The 21,151-nt window shown below is 61.2% G+C and carries 15 protein-coding genes and 1 tRNA gene; 6 read left to right on the forward strand and 10 right to left on the reverse strand.

The window, feature by feature from the left end:
- Positions 1-140: 140 nt before the first annotated feature.
- Positions 141-596: an arsenate-mycothiol transferase ArsC gene (locus METAC_RS0121030; RefSeq protein ID WP_026608534.1), complete on the forward strand. Its 456-nt coding sequence runs from the start codon at positions 141-143 to the stop codon at positions 594-596.
- 86 nt (positions 597-682) lie between these two features.
- On the opposite strand, the gene METAC_RS24825 is transcribed toward METAC_RS0121030, so the two are convergent.
- From METAC_RS24825 to METAC_RS0121045, 3 genes are all read right to left on the reverse strand, one after another.
- Positions 683-1,906, reverse strand: a complete 1,224-nt coding sequence (locus tag METAC_RS24825) for a DUF3047 domain-containing protein (protein ID WP_036256944.1) — start codon at positions 1,904-1,906, stop codon at positions 683-685.
- Between the two features lie 255 nt (positions 1,907-2,161).
- Positions 2,162-2,530: an MmcQ/YjbR family DNA-binding protein gene (locus METAC_RS0121040; RefSeq protein WP_026608535.1), complete on the reverse strand. Its 369-nt coding sequence runs from the start codon at positions 2,528-2,530 to the stop codon at positions 2,162-2,164.
- A 38-nt stretch (positions 2,531-2,568) separates the two neighbouring features.
- Positions 2,569-2,970, reverse strand: a complete 402-nt coding sequence (locus METAC_RS0121045) for a GtrA family protein (RefSeq protein ID WP_026608536.1) — start codon at positions 2,968-2,970, stop codon at positions 2,569-2,571.
- Positions 2,971-3,094: 124 nt separating this feature from the next.
- Between METAC_RS0121045 and METAC_RS24830 the strand changes: the two genes are divergently transcribed.
- The 3 genes from METAC_RS24830 to METAC_RS0121070 all read left to right on the forward strand — a co-directional run bounded on the left by METAC_RS24830 (position 3,095) and on the right by METAC_RS0121070 (position 6,720).
- Positions 3,095-3,580: a DUF992 domain-containing protein gene (locus tag METAC_RS24830; RefSeq protein ID WP_036255769.1), complete on the forward strand. Its 486-nt coding sequence runs from the start codon at positions 3,095-3,097 to the stop codon at positions 3,578-3,580.
- A gap of 197 nt (positions 3,581-3,777) precedes the next feature.
- On the forward strand, positions 3,778-4,761 hold the full coding sequence (gene trxB / locus METAC_RS0121060; protein ID WP_026608537.1) for a thioredoxin-disulfide reductase: 984 nt from the start codon (positions 3,778-3,780) through the stop codon (positions 4,759-4,761).
- Positions 4,762-5,220: 459 nt separating this feature from the next.
- Positions 5,221-6,720 (forward strand): phosphomannomutase/phosphoglucomutase, encoded by a 1,500-nt coding sequence (locus METAC_RS0121070; protein ID WP_026608539.1) that lies wholly within the window; start codon positions 5,221-5,223, stop codon positions 6,718-6,720.
- 216 nt (positions 6,721-6,936) lie between these two features.
- Here METAC_RS0121070 and METAC_RS0121075 read toward each other — a convergent pair whose 3' ends face one another.
- The 6 genes from METAC_RS0121075 to METAC_RS0121105 all read right to left on the reverse strand — a co-directional run bounded on the left by METAC_RS0121075 (position 6,937) and on the right by METAC_RS0121105 (position 14,583).
- Positions 6,937-7,377 carry a hypothetical protein gene (locus METAC_RS0121075; protein WP_026608540.1) on the reverse strand — a complete coding sequence of 147 codons (441 nt, stop codon included), beginning with the start codon at positions 7,375-7,377 and terminating at the stop codon, positions 6,937-6,939.
- 15 nt (positions 7,378-7,392) lie between these two features.
- Positions 7,393-9,489, reverse strand: coding sequence for a glycosyl hydrolase family 28-related protein (locus METAC_RS0121080; RefSeq protein ID WP_026608541.1), 2,097 nt, complete (start codon positions 9,487-9,489; stop codon positions 7,393-7,395).
- Positions 9,490-10,172: 683 nt separating this feature from the next.
- Positions 10,173-10,688, reverse strand: coding sequence for a hypothetical protein (locus tag METAC_RS24835; protein ID WP_051335745.1), 516 nt, complete (start codon positions 10,686-10,688; stop codon positions 10,173-10,175).
- Positions 10,689-10,825: 137 nt separating this feature from the next.
- Complete coding sequence (locus tag METAC_RS0121095) at positions 10,826-11,860, reverse strand: glycosyltransferase family protein (protein ID WP_026608543.1); 1,035 nt, start codon at positions 11,858-11,860, stop codon at positions 10,826-10,828.
- A gap of 551 nt (positions 11,861-12,411) precedes the next feature.
- Positions 12,412-13,911, reverse strand: coding sequence for a right-handed parallel beta-helix repeat-containing protein (locus tag METAC_RS25440; protein WP_156898303.1), 1,500 nt, complete (start codon positions 13,909-13,911; stop codon positions 12,412-12,414).
- A 595-nt stretch (positions 13,912-14,506) separates the two neighbouring features.
- Positions 14,507-14,583, reverse strand: a tRNA-Arg gene (locus METAC_RS0121105).
- A gap of 714 nt (positions 14,584-15,297) precedes the next feature.
- On the opposite strand from METAC_RS0121105, the gene ffh reads away from it, so the two are divergent.
- Positions 15,298-16,890: a signal recognition particle protein gene (gene ffh / locus METAC_RS0121125; protein ID WP_026608544.1), complete on the forward strand. Its 1,593-nt coding sequence runs from the start codon at positions 15,298-15,300 to the stop codon at positions 16,888-16,890.
- Between the two features lie 92 nt (positions 16,891-16,982).
- Entirely contained in the window at positions 16,983-17,342 is a 360-nt protein-coding gene (rpsP, locus tag METAC_RS0121130) for a 30S ribosomal protein S16 (protein WP_026608545.1), read from the forward strand.
- 40 nt (positions 17,343-17,382) lie between these two features.
- Here the strand turns inward: rpsP and METAC_RS0121135 are convergent, their stop codons facing one another.
- Positions 17,383-21,150, reverse strand: coding sequence for an AAA family ATPase (locus METAC_RS0121135; RefSeq protein WP_026608546.1), 3,768 nt, complete (start codon positions 21,148-21,150; stop codon positions 17,383-17,385).
- Position 21,151: the final 1 nt, after the last annotated feature.

Below are 21,151 nucleotides of genomic sequence, written 5' to 3' on the forward strand. Positions count from 1 at the left end.
GGGTTTTATCAGTTGGGCGCATCTTCGGAAACATTCGGCCGCCGGTAGCTCGAATGAGCGTCGTCGCGGCGTTGGCTTGACTGCATCAATCATTTTTCGCGCTCGTTCCGACCGGCCGAGCGATGCTGAGGCGCCCGGAGATGAAGACCCTCGTCAGGGACCGGCCTCAATCCGTGCTCTTCGCCTGCACGCTGAACGCCGTGCGCTCGCCGATGGCGGAGGCGCTGGGCAAGCATTTTTTTGGAAACGAGGTCTATTTCGCATCGGCCGGCGTCAAGCGCGGCACGAAAGACGCCTTCGCCATCGCCGCGATGGAGGAGATCGGGATCGACATCTCCAGGCACAAACCGCATATGTTCGAGGATCTTGAGGACTCGTTTTTCGATCTCATCGTCACGCTGTCGCCCGAGGCGCATCACAAGGCGCTCGAATTCACCCGAAGCCTCGCTGTGGAGGTCGTCTACTGGCCGACGCTCGATCCGACCGTCGTTGAAGGCGGCCGCGAGCGCATTCTCGAAGCTTATCGCAATGTCCGCGACGGGCTGCTGGCGCGAATTGAAGGGCTCATGGAATATCGCCCAATGAGCAACCCATAGGCCGTCGCCTCGCGCTCGCGCCATAGTTGCAGCCAAAACGCCTCAAGGCGAAGGCGGTCGGACCTGCTTCGCGCTGACGCGCGCCGCTACAATTCGACACTTGGGCCACCCTCCGCGCCAATCCTGATGTCCGCGTAGCGACACGCGCCGCGACGCCGCTGGAAGGGCGTGACCGCGAGCAGCCAGACATGGCTGATCGCTTGAGCCGGCCCGCCGATATGCGCTGCATAATCAGCGGCCACGTCGCGCTCGAACGCGGCCCAGGCGCCGAGCCCGCCCGCGCCGGTTGCGACGACCAGATGCGTTTCGATTTTATTCCAACCGGCCAGCGGACAACGAAACACCTTGCCGGTCGGCAGGGCCGCGCTCCAGATATAGGTGAGGTCCTGTCCGTCCTCGAATTTCACGCCGATCGAGAGATAGTCGTGGAATGGAGCCTGATCCTCGGCGACGGCAGAAGGCAGTTGATCGATCTTCCAGCGCCAGCCGAGCTTGGGGCGCGTCGAGAAAGGCAGCGCCAGCGGGCGCTCGATGATCGACGCTGAACGGGCGCTCTCGCAGACGATTTCGCCATTCTCGGCGCGGGAGAATATCTCGGCGCCGCCGCCGAGACTGAAATAGTCCGACCAACCCTCTGGCAGCTTTCGGCCTCGCTTCAACCGGGCGATCTCGCTTGCGACGAGACCGTCGACGTCGCCATAAGCCGCGAGACTGGCGAGGCCGGCGGCGGCGTCGCCTTTCCAAAGCAGGGCGACGCCCACGATTTTCGCCTCCTGTTTTCGATACTCGTCCAAGGGAGTCCAGAGCGTTCCGTCCTCATCGGAAAACTGCGCGGCGGCGCGGGCGATTTCGAGCGGGCCGTCATGGGCGACGGCCATGGTGCCCGTGTCCGTTCCCGGATTGAACATGGGCCGTAGGCCGCGCGTGCGGGCATGAAAAGCGAGGCCCGGGGAGAACCAGAGGTCGAATTGGCGCGCGATCCACATGCGTCCAGTGAGGAGGAAGGTAACCTGTTGTCCCTTCGCGGCGTCGAGGCCGAGATCATTCCACGGTAGATCGGGGCCGTCTATTTCGAAGAGGCGGTAGGCTACGAGCTCGGGCGATTTCGCACGCGCGATCAGATCGTTGACGCTCGTCTTGAAGTCTTCAGAGGCGGGCAGGCCTTGCTCCGCGCCAGACGCGTTGTTCGAGGCGCCGACGGCGAAGGGCAGCGCAGCTCCAAGAACAGCGGCGCAACGCAGCAATTCGCGCCTGGAGCGGGTGCGCCGGGTCGGGTTCGGGGCCAAAGAGTCCAAGCAATAGAGGCACATCGCATTCTTCCCGATTTCGCGCCGCAACCAACCCGAACCTTGTAGACTCCACACTCGGGCTCTAGGCGCGACGATAGCCGCTTTTCCTCGTGGTTGATTGGGAGCAAAGCCCAACACAAGCTGGGAAGATTTCCCGATGTCGACGCTTTTTTCGATCTGCGGATTTGAGTCTCGCGCCGCAAAAGTTCATCGCAATTCAGACGGGGCAGAACTGCAATATCGTCGCGCAGGATAGTTACGGCGAAAGCGTCGTACTTAGATTTGCGCGATCTCCAATCCGAGCTCCACGCGCTTCTTCCGCGAGAGCCCTCGCGCAATGATGGAATGCGACTCGCGGATGTAGTCGCGCAGCACCGCGTCCGGGAGGCCAGGCTCCTCGAAATGCTGGATCCACTTCAAGCCGCGCGAGGCGAGATAGGGCGCGGGACGCAGGCCGGGTTGTTCCTTCAGCATCTCATAGGCGATGTCGCTGACCTTGAAGGTTAAGCGCGGCGCGCCCTCATCCCAGCCGCCAATCGCAAACACCTTTCCGCCGACCTTCCAGACGTGCGATCCGCCCCATTGGACGACATGGCTCGTCGCCGGCAGCGCGCCGCAGAAGGCGTTGTACTCGTCATAGGTCATGGGCGTCGCCTCCGAGTGGGTCAAAGCGATCCACCGGCTCACCGCCATCGTGAAGCAGATGGGCCAGCAAAGGTCCAGACGCGATGGGCGGCGAAATTCCACAGCATGACCGCGCCGGTCGTCACAACCTGTGCGGGCAAATAGGGAAACCCCGCGACAGAGACGAAAAGCGACATGAGGAGATAGGTGAGGCCGAACCCGACCGAGACCACGACGGCGAAGCGCCAGGCGGCCTCGTCATGGGGCCGCGCGGAGTGAAAGACGCAGCGGCGCGAAAGACCATAAGAGACGGCGCCGCCGGCGCTATAGCCGGCCAAGGCGGCCACGACGGGCCCAAGCCCGGCGAATTGAACAAGCCCGATCAAAACGCAATAGTGGACGGCCGTGGCGATGAAGCCGACGCCGGCGAAAGATGAAAACTGGCGGAGCAGGGCGGTCATTGCTAGAGTCTAGGCCTCGGCGGCATTAGCACGGCGGACGGCTTTCTTGCCGAAACCCGCGCAGGGGTGACTCGGCGCGACGCTGATCTCCGGACCGAGCCAGATAGCGATGGAGTAAATTTTCATGCACTTGCCTTTTTGCTCGAAGCTGCCCGCGTGGCTGTTTGGCGCAGCCCTTGTCGGCGCAGCCATGACGGCACCGGCGACCGCGGCGGTCCGTACCGGAATGCTCGATTGCAGGGTATCCCCAGGCATTGGATTCGTCATCACTTCGAGCAGGGCGCTCTCTTGCGTCTTTCGTCCGCGCCATGGTCGGCCTGAGCGCTATGTCGGGACGGTTCGTCGGTTCGGCTTGGCGCTCGGCATCAACGGACCGAGCCGTTTTGCCTGGGGCGTCGCCGTCGCCGCTCCTCATGGAACGCCATTTCCGCTGGCCGGCGAATATGCCGGGGTTGGAGCGGGGGCGTCCTTTGGCGCAGGAGTTGGTGCCAATGTCCTCGTCGGCGGCCGTGGAAACACCGTGACCTTGCAGCCTCTTTCGATTGGCGTCCAAACCGGAATCGCCGTATCGGCGGGCGTCGGCGCCATGTTCCTGGAACCCGCTCCCTAACCGATAGCGCTCGTGCTTTGGCTGGGGCGTCTCCCAGCCGGCGGCCGCGCCGGAGATCTTTGGTGGAACACCCCCGAAGATCTCCTCGGACGCGCGGGCTCGAGGGCGCAAAAATTGCTGTGACCGACGCGCGCGGCTCCCCGGCTCGATCCGAAAACCGCTTCCCGGCCGCAGCTTCAATTCGCAAGAGGCCCATCATGTCAACGAGTTCGTCCGCGGCGAATGACCGCCATGCAAAGCTGATCATCGTCGGGTCGGGGCCGGCTGGCTATACGGCGGCCATTTACTCAGCGCGGGCTTTGTTGGAGCCGCTTTTGATTTCCGGCTTCGAGCCCGGCGGCCAGCTCATGATCACGACGGATGTCGAGAATTATCCAGGCTTCGCCGCGCCGATCCAAGGCCCCTGGCTGATGGAGCAGATGAAGGCCCAGGCCAAACATGTCGGCGCCCGCATGGTCTCCGACCATATCGTGTCGGTCGATCTCGGACGGCGTCCTTTCGAATTGAAAGGAGACAGCGGCGCGACCTATTCCTGCGACGCAATGGTGATCGCGACCGGCGCCAAGGCGAAATGGCTCGAGATCCCCTCCGAGACCAAGTTCAAGGGCTATGGGGTATCCGCCTGCGCGACCTGCGATGGATTTTTCTACCGCGGCAAGCCGGTCGTCGTCGTCGGGGGAGGCAATTCTGCCGTTGAGGAGGCGCTCTATCTGAGCCATCTCGCGAGCAAGGTGACGGTGGTTCACCGCCGCAGTTCGTTCCGGGCCGAGCGCATTCTGCAGGAGCGCTTGCTCAATAGGCCCAATGTCGACGTCATTTGGGACCATGCCGTGGACGAGATCGGCGGCGACGCCGATCCTTTGGGCGTCACCCATGTGCGCCTCAAGCATGTTGAGACGGGAGCCACGCGCGAGATCCAGACGCATGGCGTCTTCGTCGCGATTGGTCATAAGCCGGCCTCGGATCTTTTCATCGGTCAGCTCGAGGTCAAGCCGAATGGCTACATCAAAACCGCGCCCAACTCGACCGCGACGAATGTGCCTGGCGTCTTCGCTGCAGGCGACGTCGCCGATGAGGTCTATCGTCAGGCCGTGACGGCTGCGGGCCTCGGCTGCATGGCGGCTCTTGAAGCCGAGCGCTGGCTCGCGGCGCAGGCCGACGCGCGGGCGGCGGCGGAATGAGCGGCGGGCTCTGAAAGTCCGTGGTTCTTCCTGAACATTCGCGGATGGTCGCGCCTGTCATTTATCGGTAAATTGCATTCAATAGACATGAGCGCCGACGCGATTGACGCGGGTTGCGCTTCCGTTGCGGTCCGCGCGCCTGTCCGGCGTTGGACACGCCCAAAAATAGTCTGCTCTTTAGTTCATTGCCGGCGCGATTGATTCGTCTGATCTGGGGAAAGCTGCGCGCCGCGAACCTTTGAGCAGGCCGGCGTCTTTCTGTGGGGAGTGGAATGGGGATTTTCCGCATTCCCGTATAGAGCATATTCTGATCGACTTTTCCGATCAGAATATGCTCCAACCCTTTGATATAAAGCGAGTTCTTGTCGATTGGACGTCCAGTCGGAACGCGCTCTAGATGATCGTGATTCAACAGGGTTCGGCGTCCGCCGACCTTCGAGCTCTTGAGGAATGGAAATCATGTTTCCGAAGCCCGCGCCACAACTCGACGCCAACACCTACGCCTATGAGACGCTTCCCATGGTGAAGCCGACGGGATTTCGTGAATATGACGCGCGCTGGATCTTCGAGAAGGAGATCAACCTCATGGGCGTGCAGGCGCTGGGCTTGGGGCTCGGAACCTTGCTTCGCGACATGGGCGTCAAGCCGGAGCTCGTGACGGGCCACGACTTTCGCGCCTATTCGAGCTCAATCAAATACGCCTTGATCAATGGCTTGATGGCGGCGGGCGTCAAGGTTCATGACATCGGGCTCGCGCTTTCGCCAATGGCCTATTTCGCCCAGTTCGAGCTCGACGTTCCGGCTGTCGCGATGGTGACGGCCTCTCACAATGACAATGGCTGGACCGGCGTCAAAATGGGCGCGCAACGACCCGTCACCTTTGGCCCTGATGAAATGAGCCGGCTGAAGGAGATCGTGCTTGAGGGAAAATATCGCTACGCCGAGGGCGGCTCCTACCGATTCGTCGAGGATTTTCCGGCTCGCTACATCGCCGACCTGACCAACCGCCCGAAAATTGCGCGCAAGCTGAAAGTCGTCGCGGCCTGCGGCAATGGCACCGCCGGGGCCTTCGCGCCGAAAGTGCTGGAAATGCTCGGCTGCGAGGTCGTCCCGCTCGATGCGGAGCTCGACTACACCTTTCCCCACTACAATCCAAATCCAGAAGACCTGCAGATGCTGCACGCGATGGCCGATAAGGTGCGGGAGACAGGCGCCGACGTCGGCCTCGGCTTCGATGGCGACGGAGACCGCTGCGGCGTCGTCGATAATCGCGGCGAGGAGATCTTTGCCGATAAAATAGGAGTCATGCTGGCGCGGGATCTCGCCAAGCTGCATCCCGGCGCGACATTCGTTGTCGACGTCAAGTCGACAGGATTGTTCGCGACTGATCCCGAACTGCTCGCGCGAGGCGTCAAGGCCGATTATTGGAAGACCGGGCATTCCTACATCAAGCGCCGGGTCACTGATCTGGGCGCGCTGGCCGGGTTTGAGAAATCCGGCCATTTCTTCTTTAACGCGCCGGTCGGGCGCGGCTATGACGACGGCATCCTCACGGCCATCCATGTCATTGAGATGCTCGACCGCAATCCGCAGAAATCAATGGCCGAGCTCTATGACGAATTGCCTAAGACCTGGGGATCGCCGACTATGTCGCCGCATTGCGACGATGAGAAGAAATATGGCGTCGTCGAAAAAGTGCTCGCGCGCTTCAAGGGCATGGAAGCGAATGGCGAGTTGCTGATTGGACAAAAAATTCGTGACCTTGTGACCGTCAATGGCGTGCGCGTGACCGCGCAGGACGGCACCTGGGGGCTGGTCCGCGCATCGTCGAACAAGCCCGAGCTGGTCGTCGTTGTCGAGAGCCCGGTGTCGGAGGCGAGAATGCGCGAAATGTTCGCGGCGGTCGACGGCGTCTTGCGCGAAAGCCCCGAGGTCGGCGCCTATAATCAGACGATTTGATCCGCGGGGCGTTCATAGCATCGTGCGTTGGGCTTTCCCCGACGGCACGCAAGTAGCGAAAAACTGAATCGGGTTTATCGGCATTGAGACATCGGATAATTCGATGTCTCATCAGACCCTGTTACGACGTATCGATCTGGAGCGCGCTCCTGTCGATTGGATGATTGCATCCAATTGAAACGCGCTCCAGGCGCCGGAGAGAGGGACAGGGCGCGATCAAGGGCCGACAAGCGTGCCCGTCGATGCTTGCGTCGTCGTCTTCCAGATTTTTGTGTCGGCAACGAGCTTGGACATATTGCTCGCATTGATAAGCGCGATTGTCGAGCCCGTCGTGATGGTCGAATTCCAGATCACGGTATTGAGGTCGCCGGTGCTCAAGCCAAAATTGATTGGGCAATTCACGCAGATGTCGTTCTGGAAAATCGTTCCGACGACTGGCTTGACGCTTTGCTCGACATAGTCTGCTGTGGGATTCTGATAGACTGTACTGTTGAGATAACCCTCATTAAAGTCGCGCCACGGCGTATTTGTCCGCGCGGTGATCTTATTGTTGCGAATTTCGACGCCGTCGACGGCCAAGCCCCAGAACTGATTTGGCCGAATTAGAGCGAAGTTCACCACGATATTCGAGCCGAACAGACTTTTCGTGTTGGTCAAGGTATTATTGTATATTTAGATGTTGTGCACCCTACCGAAATGGAATTGCGCGCCATTCGTCCCATTCATCGCCCGCTGGTCTGGTCGCACGATGACGCCGCCGTTGTCGGTCATGGCGTTCGAGAAGATTGATGTGTTGAGAAACGTGCCTGCCCATAGCACGATGCCTCGTGGATTGCCAGACATGGTGTTGGAGCGAATGAGCGCGTTCTCCAGAGACGGCACGTCGATTGCAAAGCGATCTCCAGGCGATGGAATGACGTCCCAGGGCTGGTCGATCGTGAACGTGTTGTTGTTGCGAGATACAATGTGGCGAATCTGGCCAGCGCCCGCGCCGCTGACGATGCTCACCACCGAATTGGGATAATAGTTCCAGGAGCAGACGCCGGTGCACCGCGAATCGTCGGCGATGGACAGGGCCGTCGCCGAGGTCGCCGTGCCGCTGTCCGTCCTTGGATTAGGTCCGCCGCCCTCGCTCAGGACAGTCTCGCCATCGTCCCAGTTATATTTCAGCGCATTGCCCGCAGTATCGAAAATATTGCTGTTAATTACGAGATTCTTGCCGAAATTGACGCTGACTTGCCGGCCGGGCGTGCGCTCGACGACGGCGCCGACAGTGATCGGATTCGTGCCATATGGATAGGGCCAGCTTGTCTGGGCCGAAGTCGCGACCATTAGATCGGCGTTGCGGGTGAAATGATTGCCTTCGATGACGGCATTGGTCAAACTATCCATTTGGTTTTGGCCGCTCGACCAGGACACCATATTTTGGAAAAATAGAAAATTGCTTGCTTGTTGAATTATAATAGGACCAACGCCGCTAGCGCCATTTGCATTGGGGTTTTGGCTATTGGGCGACTGTTTGATCGTGCAGGTCACGATCGCGATTTTGTCGCCCTGGAGATTAATGGACTGGCCGCTGCCGAGATCCCAATTGACGCGCAGAAGGGCGATCTTGCTCGCCGAACCATGGTTGACGGTCGAGCTTACGACGATCTGGCTCGTCTTGTCGACATTTTGTAGGGAGAGGTCCGTGATGCCGGAGAGATTGGTCCCGGGCGGCCAGTAGATTGCGAAGAATTGGTAGGACGAGCCTTGCGGCGTCGTCGGACCATAGACGATCTTGGTGTCGGCGGCGCTGTGGCCTTTCAACATGACGCCGGATTTCAAGGTTAGCCCAACGCCTGCCGGAGAGGCCAGGCGATAGGTCCCGGCCGGAAGATAGACGAGGCCGCCGCCATGCGAGGCGGCAGTGTTAATCGCGAGCTGGATCGCCCAGGTCGCGTCGGTCACGCCGTCACCCTTGGCGTGAACGTTTAGGGACGGATCGCTGGTCACGTCATAGACATGGTGGTCGTTCTCGTTGGTTCCGGCGACGCCGGCCTTGTAGCCTGGCCCGTTCTGATAAATAAAATCGACGCCCCATGCCTGGCGTACTCCAAAATGATCGACGCCGATTGCGCGCCCAAGAACAGTGTTGTCTGCCGTTGTGGATCCATATCCATTGTCGACGACAAGTTTGTAGGTTCGCCCTGCGGCAATGCCGCTCGGAGCGATCAGGTAGAGCTGATACGCGTCGTTCGACGCGCTTGTGTTCACCGTAGCGGCGAGGGACGTATTGGTCTGAGTGTCCACAAAGGCAACCTTTGGCGTCGTCCCGTTGACATAAAGGTTTCTACCGAAGATTCGAAAAAGCATGCCGCCCATGACTTCTTGATCGCTGAATTGCATAGGATGAGGTGCATTGATGAGGACATGGGCGCTCGTCGTCGAGCCGTCGGACACCCAGATCTCATAGACGTCGAAGACTTGGCCTTTCGGCACCTGAAATGCGACTGAGGTGCTTTGACCCCGCAAGGTCGGGATGGCTAGAGGCTTCGTTTGGTGCGCTGGCTTGAGGAAGATCTGCGGCGCAGCGCCGAAGCCAGTTCCCGTGAGGCTGATGACGTCGCCCGCCTTTGCAGAGAAAGGCTGATTAAAGATGACCGGGGTCGCTGAGGCGGCGACCGCAGAGGCGAGAAGGAACAGCGGCGCTACAGCAACCCGGCTGACCCATTGCGCGATCCGCTCCGCTGGCGACGTGATAATCGCGCGTGACCAATTGTTTGACATTCTCATCAACCGCTCCAATCAACACTGAGAGTTTTACTCAACAACGCTTCGTCACGCGTAGAATAACGCTACGTCAGCGACGAGGTGACGTTAATGGAAGCATCCAGCTCTGTAGGTTGCGTTGACACAGTGAGTCGAATTGAAGAGTAGTTTTTCATAAACCTTTAGGCGTCGAGGAACAGCTTCCTCGCGGCATAGAGAGTCCGCCGGCAAATCTGTCGCGGAAGCCGGTCGATCAATGCGTCGCGTCCGTCGTCATGGCCTGAAGCGACGGTGTGATCCGCAATGGCGACGGATCGAGGAAGCGGGGATGGGCGTCGGGCCAGAAGGCGCTATGCGCGGCCGCGTTTTTCGGCGGCGCTGGCGCGCATCTATTGGAAGCTTGGGTCAGGAATTCCTAAAGAGCGTGACCCGAATCGCTCGGTGCAAATTAACGCTTTGGCGATGTGGGGCAATGTGAGTTGGATCGTCGAATTCTGGATCAGCGCTGAATGCGTTCCGCCTTGTGGCGCGCGGCTTGTTGATCCACTCGGTTGCGTTGGTTTGGATATGCAATTATCGGCGGCGTTTGCGATTGCTCTATGCGAGCGATCGTCGGTCGCTGTAGGTTTGACGGAGGAGGCGCTTGCGTGAGTTCTTCTATATTGCCGCCGACCTAACCAGGTCTTGGTTCGATCCCTCGGTCACGGCGAGCCGAGCGCCGCTGATCGCGTCGGTTCTTCGTCGCGGCCGGCGTCGAGGATCCATGTGCGTCCGCAAAACGCCACATAAAGCCGTTCCTGGCCGAGTGCGGCGCCGAGCTCTACCGCAAGTTCATTCAGCATAGCCTCGATGTCGCTATCAGACAGATGACCGAGATAGGCATGGACGGCCTCGCCAGCGAAGATTGCGACCGGCTCGCGGTCGGAGCCGACGGAGCCATCAGGCCGAGGCCAAGCATAGGTCACTTCCGCGCGCGCGAACATGCCGGAGAGCGCCGGCAGTCCCGCGCCGACCCGCCGCCTCATCCAGGCCCGTGCGGTCCGCACGGCTTCGGAAATGTCAAAGACGCGGCCTTCCGGATCCCAGCCTTCTCGAAGGCCGACGGTGATCCTGAAATCGCGGCGCGGCCCCATGGAGCCGGCGACGACTCTATAATCTTCCCGCCGGGGCGGCGCAGCCGCGGAGTTCTCGTCGTTCGGCAAGCGTTTAGCTCCCATGTCACGCGCATTCCGGCCCGGCCACGCGGTTTGCTCAATGGGGCTCTCGCCGAGGCCTTAAACCTCTCAAGATAGCGAATGGCGTTCCATTATCTTCGATGCGAGGCGTCGATCGGGTGTTGAAACGATGCTCTCAGTCAGATCAGCCGGTTTATTTTTGCAAATTCGTCAATGTGCCGTGCAACCGCTTGCGGCGTGCGCGCCGCCGCATAGGCCTCGATGTTCCGGCATAGCGCATCGCGCTGGGCCAATACGCTTGTGATCGCGTCAAATATTTCGGACTCATCTGTAAATAGAGCTCCGATCTGAATAGGATTTAAAACTTGCTTTCGAAAGACTGGGTAATCAGGACAAACAATATTTGCGCCGCATTCGATGGCGTTCACGATGACCCCACTCGATCTATAGTAGTAATTATCATAGCTATAATTTAAAATTACGACATCACAGCTAGAGAGTGCTTTTGCATAGGCTTCTGGCGTGGACGTATCGACAATTTCAATTGTGTTTACAATACAGTCGAGAGCCTTCTCGAGTTCTGCGCTATTCGACGAACCGAGCATAATGTCGATGTCGGCATGTTGCTGTAGGGCGATCAGATAGGGAATCAGCTTTGCGATCCCTTTCTCCGGCCGATATTCGCCGATCGCGCCCACCCGCCTTTTTTGCCTCGACGTCGGCGCAGTTCCGGGAGCGACCGGAACCACGACGTTTGGCAAATAGAAGAATTGCTCTCGCCTGATTGGAACGCCTAATTTTTCCAGGCCGTCCATTCCTTCAAGAAAGACGAATTTGAAGTTCATTCTGCAGAGGAGGGTCAAAGCGAATCGTTGCGTCTTGAGCGTCAGCGCTTTCTGCAAATTATGATTGACGATGAAGCAAATTTTTTTCCTGGCCGGCGCGGCAAGAAGCGCGACGCAAATCAAAGGGACGCTCAGAAACTCTCGCGCTATAATGAGGTCATGGGTTCTCGATGCGCGCACAAGCGACAAAACAAAGAGTATATGCTGATAAATGACGATAACGGGACGCAATAATCGTCTGGGTTTTCCGCGCAGAAATGTAAAAAGCAGCGTAACATCGGGCAGCCCAATGACGTCGAACTTCGTCTTCGTAAATGAACGGGCCAGCAAAATATGGTCGAGGACCTCATGAAAGCTGTAGGTGCGCATGCAGTCGCCTTCTTTTTATTGTTAAATAACCTGACGGCGCGTCGCGGTTGGAAAGCCGGTGCAATTGCCTTGTGATTTCAAGAATCGATCCGTCCCAAGGACGGGAGACTGACTTTACCGCCTCGGCGAGTCCAGGCCGAGCCCGATGCTGCAAGCTCATAGCATGAAGCACAGGGCTGTGCATCGCGCCTGGACAAAGGGCGGAGAGCTGCGCTCGAGGCGATGGCCTATCATTTCAAGACAATAAGGACACTCTGGAGATGAAATCTCCGACAGGTTTCGTCAAGCCTTAAATGGCGGCGCGAAACCGTTCGGACGACACTGTTGGCCTGGTCTCTTGCGAAGGAAATTCGGGCCGGCGCGGTTTGGCGTCGGCCCGAGGCTTGGGAATGGTTTTGGGCCTTCAAGCATGTTCGGAAAAGGCGATCGACGTTCTTGGCGCTCAGACATTCGGATCTATCCGAAGTCTCATGAGAACCTGCTCGAGCTTATTGATCTGGCGCGCGTTTTGGTCGATTGGACGCGCCCGTCCAATCGGGGCGCGCTCGAACTCAATAGGCGCCGATATTGGGCGTCGTATCCGTCAAAAAGCCTTCGGGAAGGCCTGAGCCCTGAGCCGGGCTGGACGAGGTCAGCGTGAAATTCCCGCCCGTCGGCGCGACGAGGCCCGGGTTTTTCGAGAAATTCATCGACGAGCTGATCGATGCGCCGTTCCAGACCGCGACGCCCGCGCCCCAGTAGATGTTGTTGTTCCAGGTCACGCCGGTTCCCGGATAGGTGACGCCGGATATGCTCATCTTTCCTTCGTCCAACAGGGGCACGTTTTTCGCCAGGACGCCGGCGCCCGGCGTGGCCCAGGCGATGTTGTTGACCCAAGTCGTGTTGGTTCCGGCCATATTGCCGAGCTCGCCGCGCGCCGTGCCGTAATTGTTCACGTCGGTGAAGTTTCCGTAGGACGTGTTGTTCGCGACCACGACATTGCTCGACCGTCCGACCTGGATCCCATTGCCGCCATTGCCATAGACGAGATTGCCGACCACCAGGGTTCTCCCCGTATAGACCCCGACGCCGCTGCAGTCGAAGCAATCAACGATGATTCCCTCGCCGTCGGTGTGGCATCCGGCGCTCATGCCATAGGTCGAGCAGGCGAAGGTCTCGACATTGTTATAGGAGATATTATTGGCGACGATGTTATGGTAGTAGCTGCTGTCGGTCGAGGTCGCGGTGAAGCCGGTCGCGTTGACCGCAGAGGCGAGGCTGATGCCGCTGGTCTGGTAGCCGCTGGTTCCGGCGTTATTGTTCGAGGTGTTGCCGGCGATGATGTAATAGTCGCCGCTATTGACCGATATGCCGCTGCCGCCGCAATTATGGGCGTGGTTGTTGATGATCGTCAGGTGATGGGCGTGGTTGGACGGCACATTGTAGCCGCCGTCGATGCAATGGCCGGCGTTGGCGCCGCCGGACACGTCGAAGCCGTCGATGACGGCGTAGCTCGCCGGAAGCGTGACCGCCGAATAGCCGTTCGAGCTCGGCCCGACGATCTTGGCCGCTAGAGCCGTCGTCGAGCGCAACACGACGAAGCCGGTCTTGCTGTTCAGATTGCCGGCCTTGCCGGCGGAATTCGTGACGGTCACGAATTCATTATAGGTTCCCGGCGCGACATTGACGCAGCCGCCGGCCGCAAGGGAGGCGTTCTTCGTCGTCGCGCGGGCGATCGTCCTGAACGGAGCGCCGGAGCTGGTTCCAGCGTTGCTGTCGCTGCCGCTCGACGCGTCGACATACCAGTTCGTGGAGCAGGAATAATAGGGCGTAGCCTGCGCAGCCGCAGGCAGGTTCGCGCCAGCAGTGCTCGAGGAAAGAGGCGTTCCCGTAGAGCCCGTCGATCCAGTGGTTTGGCCGCCGGTCGTTCCTGCCGAAGCCGAGCTCGTTACTGTTACGCTCGTGGATGCGCCCGTGCTCCAAACCCAGTTCGAGTTCCAGACGCCAGCGAGAATTGTGTAGGTTCCGGTGGTCGCATTCGCCGGCACGGTCCAATTATACCGCTCGGTCATGGGACTGCTCGTCAGCGTCAAATTCTGAAAGAATTGGCTTACGATGACTGTGTTGTTGAAATAAACCTGAATGCCGACCGTATAGTTCGATATGGTTGGGCTCGCCGTAGCCTGTGTGGCGATTTGGACGGCCCCGCCTTGCTTGACGGTGCTGACATTTACGCTCGGCGCTGAGATGGTTGTGGTCGCGCGCGCTGCTGTTCCCGCAATAAGAGCCGCGCTAATCGAGCTTACCACGAAAAGATGTTGCAGCTTTCTTGACACACCCGGTTCCCCTTGGATGGCGTGTGATATTGATCATGCATGATGTGATGTCACACGACCGAGGGATTGTGGTTTTGATATAAGACAAAATCATATTGAAAATCATAAATTATATGCTGAAAGTTCTTAGTAGTTATACAATATGCGTTATTTCGCCGCGCCGGCGCGGTCGCGTCCAGCTCGGGTAGGCGCGAGCGATCTCAGGTTCCGAGATGGCGCGTCTGTAGTCGGGCGGAGGCTCGTCGATGCTGAATGCGACAGTTCGGTGCGGCGTGGCGTGGTCCGGCGCCCGCGCGCAATTGCTATCCGGAAGCTGATCGCGGCTGAGCGGTGGCGTCCCGGAAGGGATTCGAACCCCTGACCTACGGTTTAGGAAACCGTTGCTCTATCCTGCTGAGCTACCGGGACTTGCCGCCCTGGACCGGTCGGCGCCGTCGCATTGTCGCCGCTGCTGGGGCTCGGCGCCGCGTGGATTTAGCATGTTTGGGCGGTCGCGCCAATGGTGCGATGCGCGGTTGGTTTGAGGCTTTGCGTTGCGAAGACCGCGGCTTTGACGCTGGCAAATAGCTCCAACGCCAAGTTGCGCCAGGGTCCAGAGCAAGTGCTCGAAATATGCTTCAATCGGATAATCTGGCGCGAGTTCTTGTCGCTTGGATGACGCGATCCGATCGGAAGGCGCTACGGGATCACGATTATTGACTTTTCGGCTTCCGCCCAGTTACAAATGCCATAAGCCTTCGCTAGAAGGGCGTCCATCGCGATCGAGCCGCTTTAGCCTCTATTGGAGGCGCGGTTAACGTCCGGCAGCGCGTTGCGCCCCCGGGCGCGTTTTGCGTTGAACGCCTCATTGAATTGCTCGTTCTTAGACATGGCGGGCGCGAAAATGCTGCAGCTTGAGTCTGTTCCGATCAGATTGATTCGATCTGATCGGAACAGACTCAAGCTTCTGAAATTCAAGCGATGTCTTGTCGACCGAATGATTTCATTTGATCGATAGGCGCTGCAAAGCTTGGTTCTCGATCGTCGGGGAGAGCCGAGCCTATGGTTCGGGGGCTCTTCCCCAGATTTGGCCGCTGCGGCCGCCCTCCGCCGCCGGAGGGATTATCGACAGGACGGTTGCGCATGTTTGAAGGGCTTTCGGAAAAGCTCTCAGGAATTTTCGACACGCTGACGCGGCGCGGAGCCCTTTCCGAGGCCGACGTCAATGTCGCGCTGCGCGAGGTTCGCCGGGTCCTTTTGGAGGCGGACGTCGCGCTCGACGTCGTGCGCTCTTTCGTCGACAAGGTGCGCGCGCGGGCCGTCGGCGCCAATGTCATCAAATCGGTGACGCCCGGCCAGATGGTCGTCAAGATCGTCAATGACGTCTTGATCGAGACCTTGGGTTCGGAAGCCGATCCGATCAATCTCGACGCCGCGCCGCCGGTCGCGATCATGATGGTCGGCCTGCAAGGCGCGGGCAAGACGACGACCACGGCCAAGATCGCCAAGCGGCTCGTCGAAAAGATGAAGCGCAAGGTTCTCATGGCCTCGCTCGACGTCAAAAGGCCGGCGGCGCAGGAACAGCTCGCGGTGCTCGGCCGCCAGATCGGCGTCGACACTTTGCCGATCGTCGCCGGCCAAACGCCGGTGCAGATCGCCAAGCGGGCCGAGCAGGCCGCGCGCTTGCAGGGCTATGACGTCGTCATGCTCGACACGGCAGGACGCACGCACATCGACGAAGCGCTGATGGCCGAGATGGTCGAGATCAAGGCCGCTTCGGGGCCGCATGAAATCCTGCTCGTCGCCGACAGCCTCACCGGCCAGGACGCCGTCAATCTGGCCAAGAGCTTTGACGAACGGGTCGGCATCACCGGCATTGTGCTGACGCGCGTCGATGGCGACGGCCGCGGCGGCGCAGCTCTGTCCATGCGCGCGGTCACGGGCAAGCCGATCAAGCTGCTGGGCGCCGGCGAAAAAATGGACGCGCTGGAGGATTTCCATCCCGCCCGCATCGCCAACCGCATTCTCGGCATGGGCGACATTGTTTCGCTGGTCGAAAAAGCCGCCGAGACGATCGATGCTGAAAAGGCGCAGCGCATCGCCGAGAGGATGCGCAAGGGCAAGTTCGATCTTGAAGATCTCGCCGACCAATTGGCGCAGGTCGAGAAAATCGGCGGATTGGGCGGCATCATGGGCATGTTGCCGGGCGTCGGCAAGGTGCGGGAGCAACTCGCCTCCGCCAAGATCGACGACCGCGCCATCAAGCGTCAGCGCGCCATCATTCTATCGATGACCGGGGCCGAGCGGCGCAATCCGGATATTCTCAAGGCGTCGCGCAAGAGACGGATCGCCGCCGGCTCGGGCGTGAAGGTCGAGGACGTCAACAAGCTCCTGAAGCAGCATCGGCAAATGGCCGACATGATGAAATCCATGGGCGGGGCCAAGCGGGGCGGGCCGATGAGCAAGATGGCCTCGATGTTCGGCTTGCCGGGCGGCGGAATGCCGCAGCCCTCTCCGGAGCAGCTCGCGGCCTTGCAGCAGCAGCTCGGGCAAAAGCAAGCGGGGTCAGGCGGTCCGAGCAAAGGCGCGCCGAAGGCCCCGTCTGGCCTTCCCTCTACGCCGCCGCCCGGCATTTTGGCCAATCCGCCGAAATTGCCGGGGCTCGGCGGCGAGAAGCTCCCGGGCCTCGGCGGTGGGCTCTTGAGCGGCCTCAATCCGTTCGGGAAGAAGAAATGAGCGCGAAATTGCTCGGATCTGTCGAGAGCCCGCGCCTCGTCCAAGAATAACCCGCTTAACCAAGTTCAATTGCCAACAGATAAGGAAAAGCAATGCCCCTGAAAATTCGTCTGTCGCGCGGCGGCGCCAAGAAGCGTCCCTTCTACCGCGTCGTTGTTGCCGATTCGCGCATGCCGCGCGACGGTCGTTTCATCGAGCGCTTGGGCGTCTTCGATCCGTTGAAGGCGAAGGACGCCGCCGATCGGCTCGTGCTCGACGCAGAGAAGGCCCAGGCCTGGATCGCCAAAGGCGCGCAGCCGACCGACCGCGTCGCCCGTCTGCTCGACGGACTCGGCGTCTTGAAGCGCGAGCCGCAGAACAATCCCAAGCAGGGCCAGCCGAAGAAAAAGGCGCAGGAGCGCGCCGCCGCTGCCGTCGCAGCAGCCGAAAAGGCTGCAGCGGCCGCGGGCTGATCCAGAGTCTCATCCAGTCGCGCGGGCGGCGCGGAGCCATTCAGGCTGGCGCGCGCGCGGGCAAGATTTTGACTGTGCTGCGTCCATTGCCGCGCTTTTCGACGCGCACCTGCACAGCGATGCGGTCGATCATGGCGGCGACATGGGTGACGACGCCGACCTTGCGGCCCTGTCCGTGCAGCGATTCGAGCGCGTCTATCGCGATGTCGAGCGTTTCCGCGTCGAGCGAGCCGAAGCCTTCGTCGATGAATAATGTGTCGACGAAGGCGCTGCGCCCCTCGAGCCCCGAGAGGGCGATCGCGAGCGACAGCGACGCCAGAAACCGCTCGCCGCCGGACAGGCTGCGGGTCGCGCGTTTTTCGTCGCCCATATCGCGATCGATGACGTGAAGTGAAAGATCGCCCGCCGTGGCGCGCGTGAGCCGATAGCGCGGCGCGAGCGCGGCGAGGTGACGATTGGCCAGCGCGACGAGATGGTCGAGCGTCACGCCTTGCGCGAATTTGCGGAATTTGTCGCCCGACGCTGACCCGATCGCCTCATCGACGTCGCGCCAGACGGTCGCTCCCGCCCGCGCCGATTCGATCTCGCGATTTAAGGCTTCTGCGTCGCCGCGCGCCGCATCATCGCGTGAAACTTGGCTGTCGATCGCGCCGAGCCTGCGTTGCGCCGCGCCGGCTTTTTCCTGCAGGTCCAGGATCTCGGCGCCGAGCGCGGGCGCATCCTCTTCTTCAGCGCCCTGCGCGAGAATGTCGTCGAGGTCGCGTCGTCTCTCAGCGAGGCCCGTCGCCGCTCGTGACAAGACCTCGTCGATCGTGGCGATTTTCTCCCGAAGCGCTTCGCGCGCGGCGGGCGCCTCGTCGAGCAGATCCCATGCGCGTTCGATCGTGAACCCGGAGGCTGCTGCGGCGGCGGCGAACGCCCCTTCCGATTGCGTCAAAACCAATTCGGCCTCGGCCATTCCGGCGCCCAAAGAGCTTTCGCTTTGAGCGGCCGCCGCGAGCGCTTTCACCGCTTCTGATTCCGCCGCGCGCGCGGAATCGAGCGCTGCGCGCGCGCGAAGCCGGATTTCATTGCAGCGCGTGCGGTGCGCGCCCGTGGGCTCGCCGTTGAGCAGAGCGGCTCGGGCGTCGCGCGCGGCGTCGAGATCCGTCGCCCGGACCGAGGCGTCGGACGTCGCGCTTTCCAAAGTTTTGATGGCGCCTAGATGCGCTTCGGCCGCCGCGGCGCGCTTTGGCTCGAGTGCCTGCAGGGCCGCCTCGGCCTCGGCGAAGGCCGCTTTCACTGTTCGACGCTCATCGGCGAGGCGTCTCAATTGCCGGCGGGCGGCGTCGGCGTCGGCGTCGCGATCGAGATCCGCCGCGCTTATGTCGCCCGCGCCGAGGTAGGGCGCGAGCTCGCGATCGATCGACGCCAGTCTGTCGTCTAATTCTCGGAGACCCCTTGCTGCGCCGGACCGCTCGATTTGGGCGGCGTGAAGCGCTTGGGTCTGCGCAGCCAGCGCGGCTAAGTCCTGGTCCAGCGTTGCAGCGGTCTTTTGTTGCGCCTCGCTCAGATCGTCGAGGTCGGCGCGAAGATTGGCCGCTCGGCCGAAAGCTTCGGCGAGGGTCGCTCTTTCGGCGCCGACGATCGCGGCAAGCGTCAAGACCGGGGCCAGAGCGGCTTCGGGCGAGGCTGGGAGCGCGGCGCTGATCGACAAGGCGGCTCGGCGCGGTTCGAGATCCTGGACCAGAACCGCATCATATTCGCTCGCGCAAGATTCTTGGGCGGCAAGCGCCGTTTTTCCCAGGCGCAGCGCCGAGTCGCGGCGCGACTCGGCGGCGGCGCGGGCGCGCTCGCCGGCCTCAATGGCGCTGGCGGCGCCGGCGATTAATTGGTCGAGCTCGGCGCGCCGCGCCTGGACGCGCGCGACGAATGCGGCGCCAATGTCGCTGCGTTCTTCGATTGGATGATCCAGCGCGCCGCAGACGGGGCAGGGCGATCCTGCGACAAGACTCGTGCGAAGCGAAGCAGCCTCCGGCGAGAGGGCGGCGTCGGCGAGATCGATCAGGCCGATGATCTCGGCGCGCGCCGCTTTATGGGTTGCGAGCGAGATTTGCGCGGCCGCGCATTCCGCTCGCGCCTGCTCGATGTCGCGAGCCGATTGGGCCGCCGCCGCCGCGTTTTGCTCTATTTCGCCTTGCGCCTGCGCATGACGTTCGAGAACGTTGGCGGCGTCGCGGAGCCCGGCGAGAAGCTCGCTGAGCGCGTGGTCTCGCCGTCGCAGCGCGTCCTCCCCAATCGCGGCAAAGGCGCTGCGACGGGCCTCGCATTCGGCGCCGAGGCGATCCCGCTCGGTCCGCGCCTGATCCGAAGACGCTTTCAACGCCGCGACATGCGCCGCGAAGCGGCGCTCATCCTCGCCGGCGCGGACATTAATCGCCTGCGTTTCCAGGCTGCGGCTCTTGAGCTCGACGCGCTTTTGCAGCAGGTCCTCAATGTCCAAAATGCGATCGCAGAGAAGCGTTCTTTCCGGGCGCTCCTCGAGGCTCGCCGCCGCTCGCGCGCGCGAAGCGCCGGCTTCGGCGCGAAGCGCATCGAGGCGTTGGAATTCGGCCACAGCATCTTTCGCGCCGCGCTCGGCGGCGACGCGCTTGGCCTCGGCCATCTCATGTTCAATCGCTGCGCGCTTGATCGCTTCGTCGAGTTCGCCGCAGCGAGTCCAAATGGGCCCGAACGCCTTGAATTGGCTTTCGGCTTCGAGGTCGGCGGCTTGCGCCGTCTCTCGCTCGGCCGTTGCGCTCAGCGCCGCATCCCGCGCCCGCGCGTGAAGGAGGCTCGCGCCGGTGAGGGCTGTTTCGGCGCGGGCGCGGCTTTCCTTCGCCCGCGCGAGGGCCTCGGCCTTTGGCCGTAAGAATTCGGCTTTGTCGAATTCGGCGAGCAAGCCGCGCTCGGGCGCGACGCCAGCTGACGCCGCAAGGGCGGCTTCATGGACTTTCGCGGCTTCCGCCCATTTTTCGCGGGCGGCGCCGATGCGGGCGTGATGTTCGAGACGCGCCTTCAAAGCGTCAGTCGCGGCGCCGATCGCCGTGACCTCCTGGGCAAGGCTCTCGCGCTCTTGCGCCAGGGCGACGCGCGCGGGCGCGTCGAGAAGGCCGATGCTCGCCAGCCTCGTTTCAAGGATTTCGACGGACTTTTTCCGTCGTTCAGCTTCCTCATGTGCGCGCACCGACAGCGCAGCGTAGATTTCCGTGCCGGTGACTTTCTCCAAAAGCTCGGCGCGCTCATTCTCGCCGGCCAGAAGAAAGGCGTCGAATTCGCCTTGAGCCAGCAGGACCGTGCGGCGAAACTGATCAAAGGTAAAATCAGTCAGAGCCTGGACTTTGATGAGAACGTCGCGCTTGCCCGAGGCGATCGGCTGGTTGTCGGCAATGCGAATCAGGCTTCGTAACTCGTTTTGCAGAGCGCCATTGGCTTTTCCCCGCGCGCGCAGCGCTTCCCAGCGCGCGCGATAGGCTTGCCCGTCGGAGCCCAGAAAATCGACTTCGGCGAAGCCTTTGCCGGCGCCCCGCCGCAGGAGCGCGCGCGGATCCTGCCCGCTGATCTCCTTGCCGCTCGGGTCGGGGGCGCTCTCGCGCCGGTCTATGGCGACGCGTGGATAGGCGCCGTAAAGCGCGAGGCAGATCGCGTCGAGGATCGTCGATTTGCCGGCGCCTGTTTCCCCGGTGATCGCGAACAGCCCGGCGCCCGCGAGCGGCTCGCGTCGAAAGTCGATCTCGAAGAAAGCGGCGAGGCTCGCGAGATTTTCGCCGCGAACGGCAAGGACGCGCATA

This window comes from Methylocapsa acidiphila B2, assembly GCF_000427445.1.
GTDB classification, from domain to species: domain Bacteria; phylum Pseudomonadota; class Alphaproteobacteria; order Rhizobiales; family Beijerinckiaceae; genus Methylocapsa; species Methylocapsa acidiphila.

Bases quoted from the DNA above. Each gene is read 5' to 3' on its own strand.
- METAC_RS0121030 (WP_026608534.1), top strand. From the start codon at position 141: ATGAAGACCCTCGTCAGGGACCGGCCTCAATCCGTGCTCTTCGCCTGC.
- METAC_RS24825 (WP_036256944.1), bottom strand. From the start codon at position 1,906: ATGTGCCTCTATTGCTTGGACTCTTTGGCCCCGAACCCGACCCGGCGC.
- METAC_RS0121040 (WP_026608535.1), bottom strand. From the start codon at position 2,530: ATGACCTATGACGAGTACAACGCCTTCTGCGGCGCGCTGCCGGCGACG.
- METAC_RS0121045 (WP_026608536.1), bottom strand. From the start codon at position 2,970: ATGACCGCCCTGCTCCGCCAGTTTTCATCTTTCGCCGGCGTCGGCTTC.
- METAC_RS24830 (WP_036255769.1), top strand. From the start codon at position 3,095: ATGCACTTGCCTTTTTGCTCGAAGCTGCCCGCGTGGCTGTTTGGCGCA.
- trxB (WP_026608537.1), top strand. From the start codon at position 3,778: ATGTCAACGAGTTCGTCCGCGGCGAATGACCGCCATGCAAAGCTGATC.
- METAC_RS0121070 (WP_026608539.1), top strand. From the start codon at position 5,221: ATGTTTCCGAAGCCCGCGCCACAACTCGACGCCAACACCTACGCCTAT.
- METAC_RS0121080 (WP_026608541.1), bottom strand. From the start codon at position 9,489: ATGTCAAACAATTGGTCACGCGCGATTATCACGTCGCCAGCGGAGCGG.
- METAC_RS24835 (WP_051335745.1), bottom strand. From the start codon at position 10,688: ATGGGAGCTAAACGCTTGCCGAACGACGAGAACTCCGCGGCTGCGCCG.
- METAC_RS0121095 (WP_026608543.1), bottom strand. From the start codon at position 11,860: ATGCGCACCTACAGCTTTCATGAGGTCCTCGACCATATTTTGCTGGCC.
- METAC_RS25440 (WP_156898303.1), bottom strand. From the start codon at position 13,911: ATGACCGAGCGGTATAATTGGACCGTGCCGGCGAATGCGACCACCGGA.
- ffh (WP_026608544.1), top strand. From the start codon at position 15,298: ATGTTTGAAGGGCTTTCGGAAAAGCTCTCAGGAATTTTCGACACGCTG.
- rpsP (WP_026608545.1), top strand. From the start codon at position 16,983: ATGCCCCTGAAAATTCGTCTGTCGCGCGGCGGCGCCAAGAAGCGTCCC.
- METAC_RS0121135 (WP_026608546.1), bottom strand. From the start codon at position 21,150: ATGCGCGTCCTTGCCGTTCGCGGCGAAAATCTCGCGAGCCTCGCCGCT.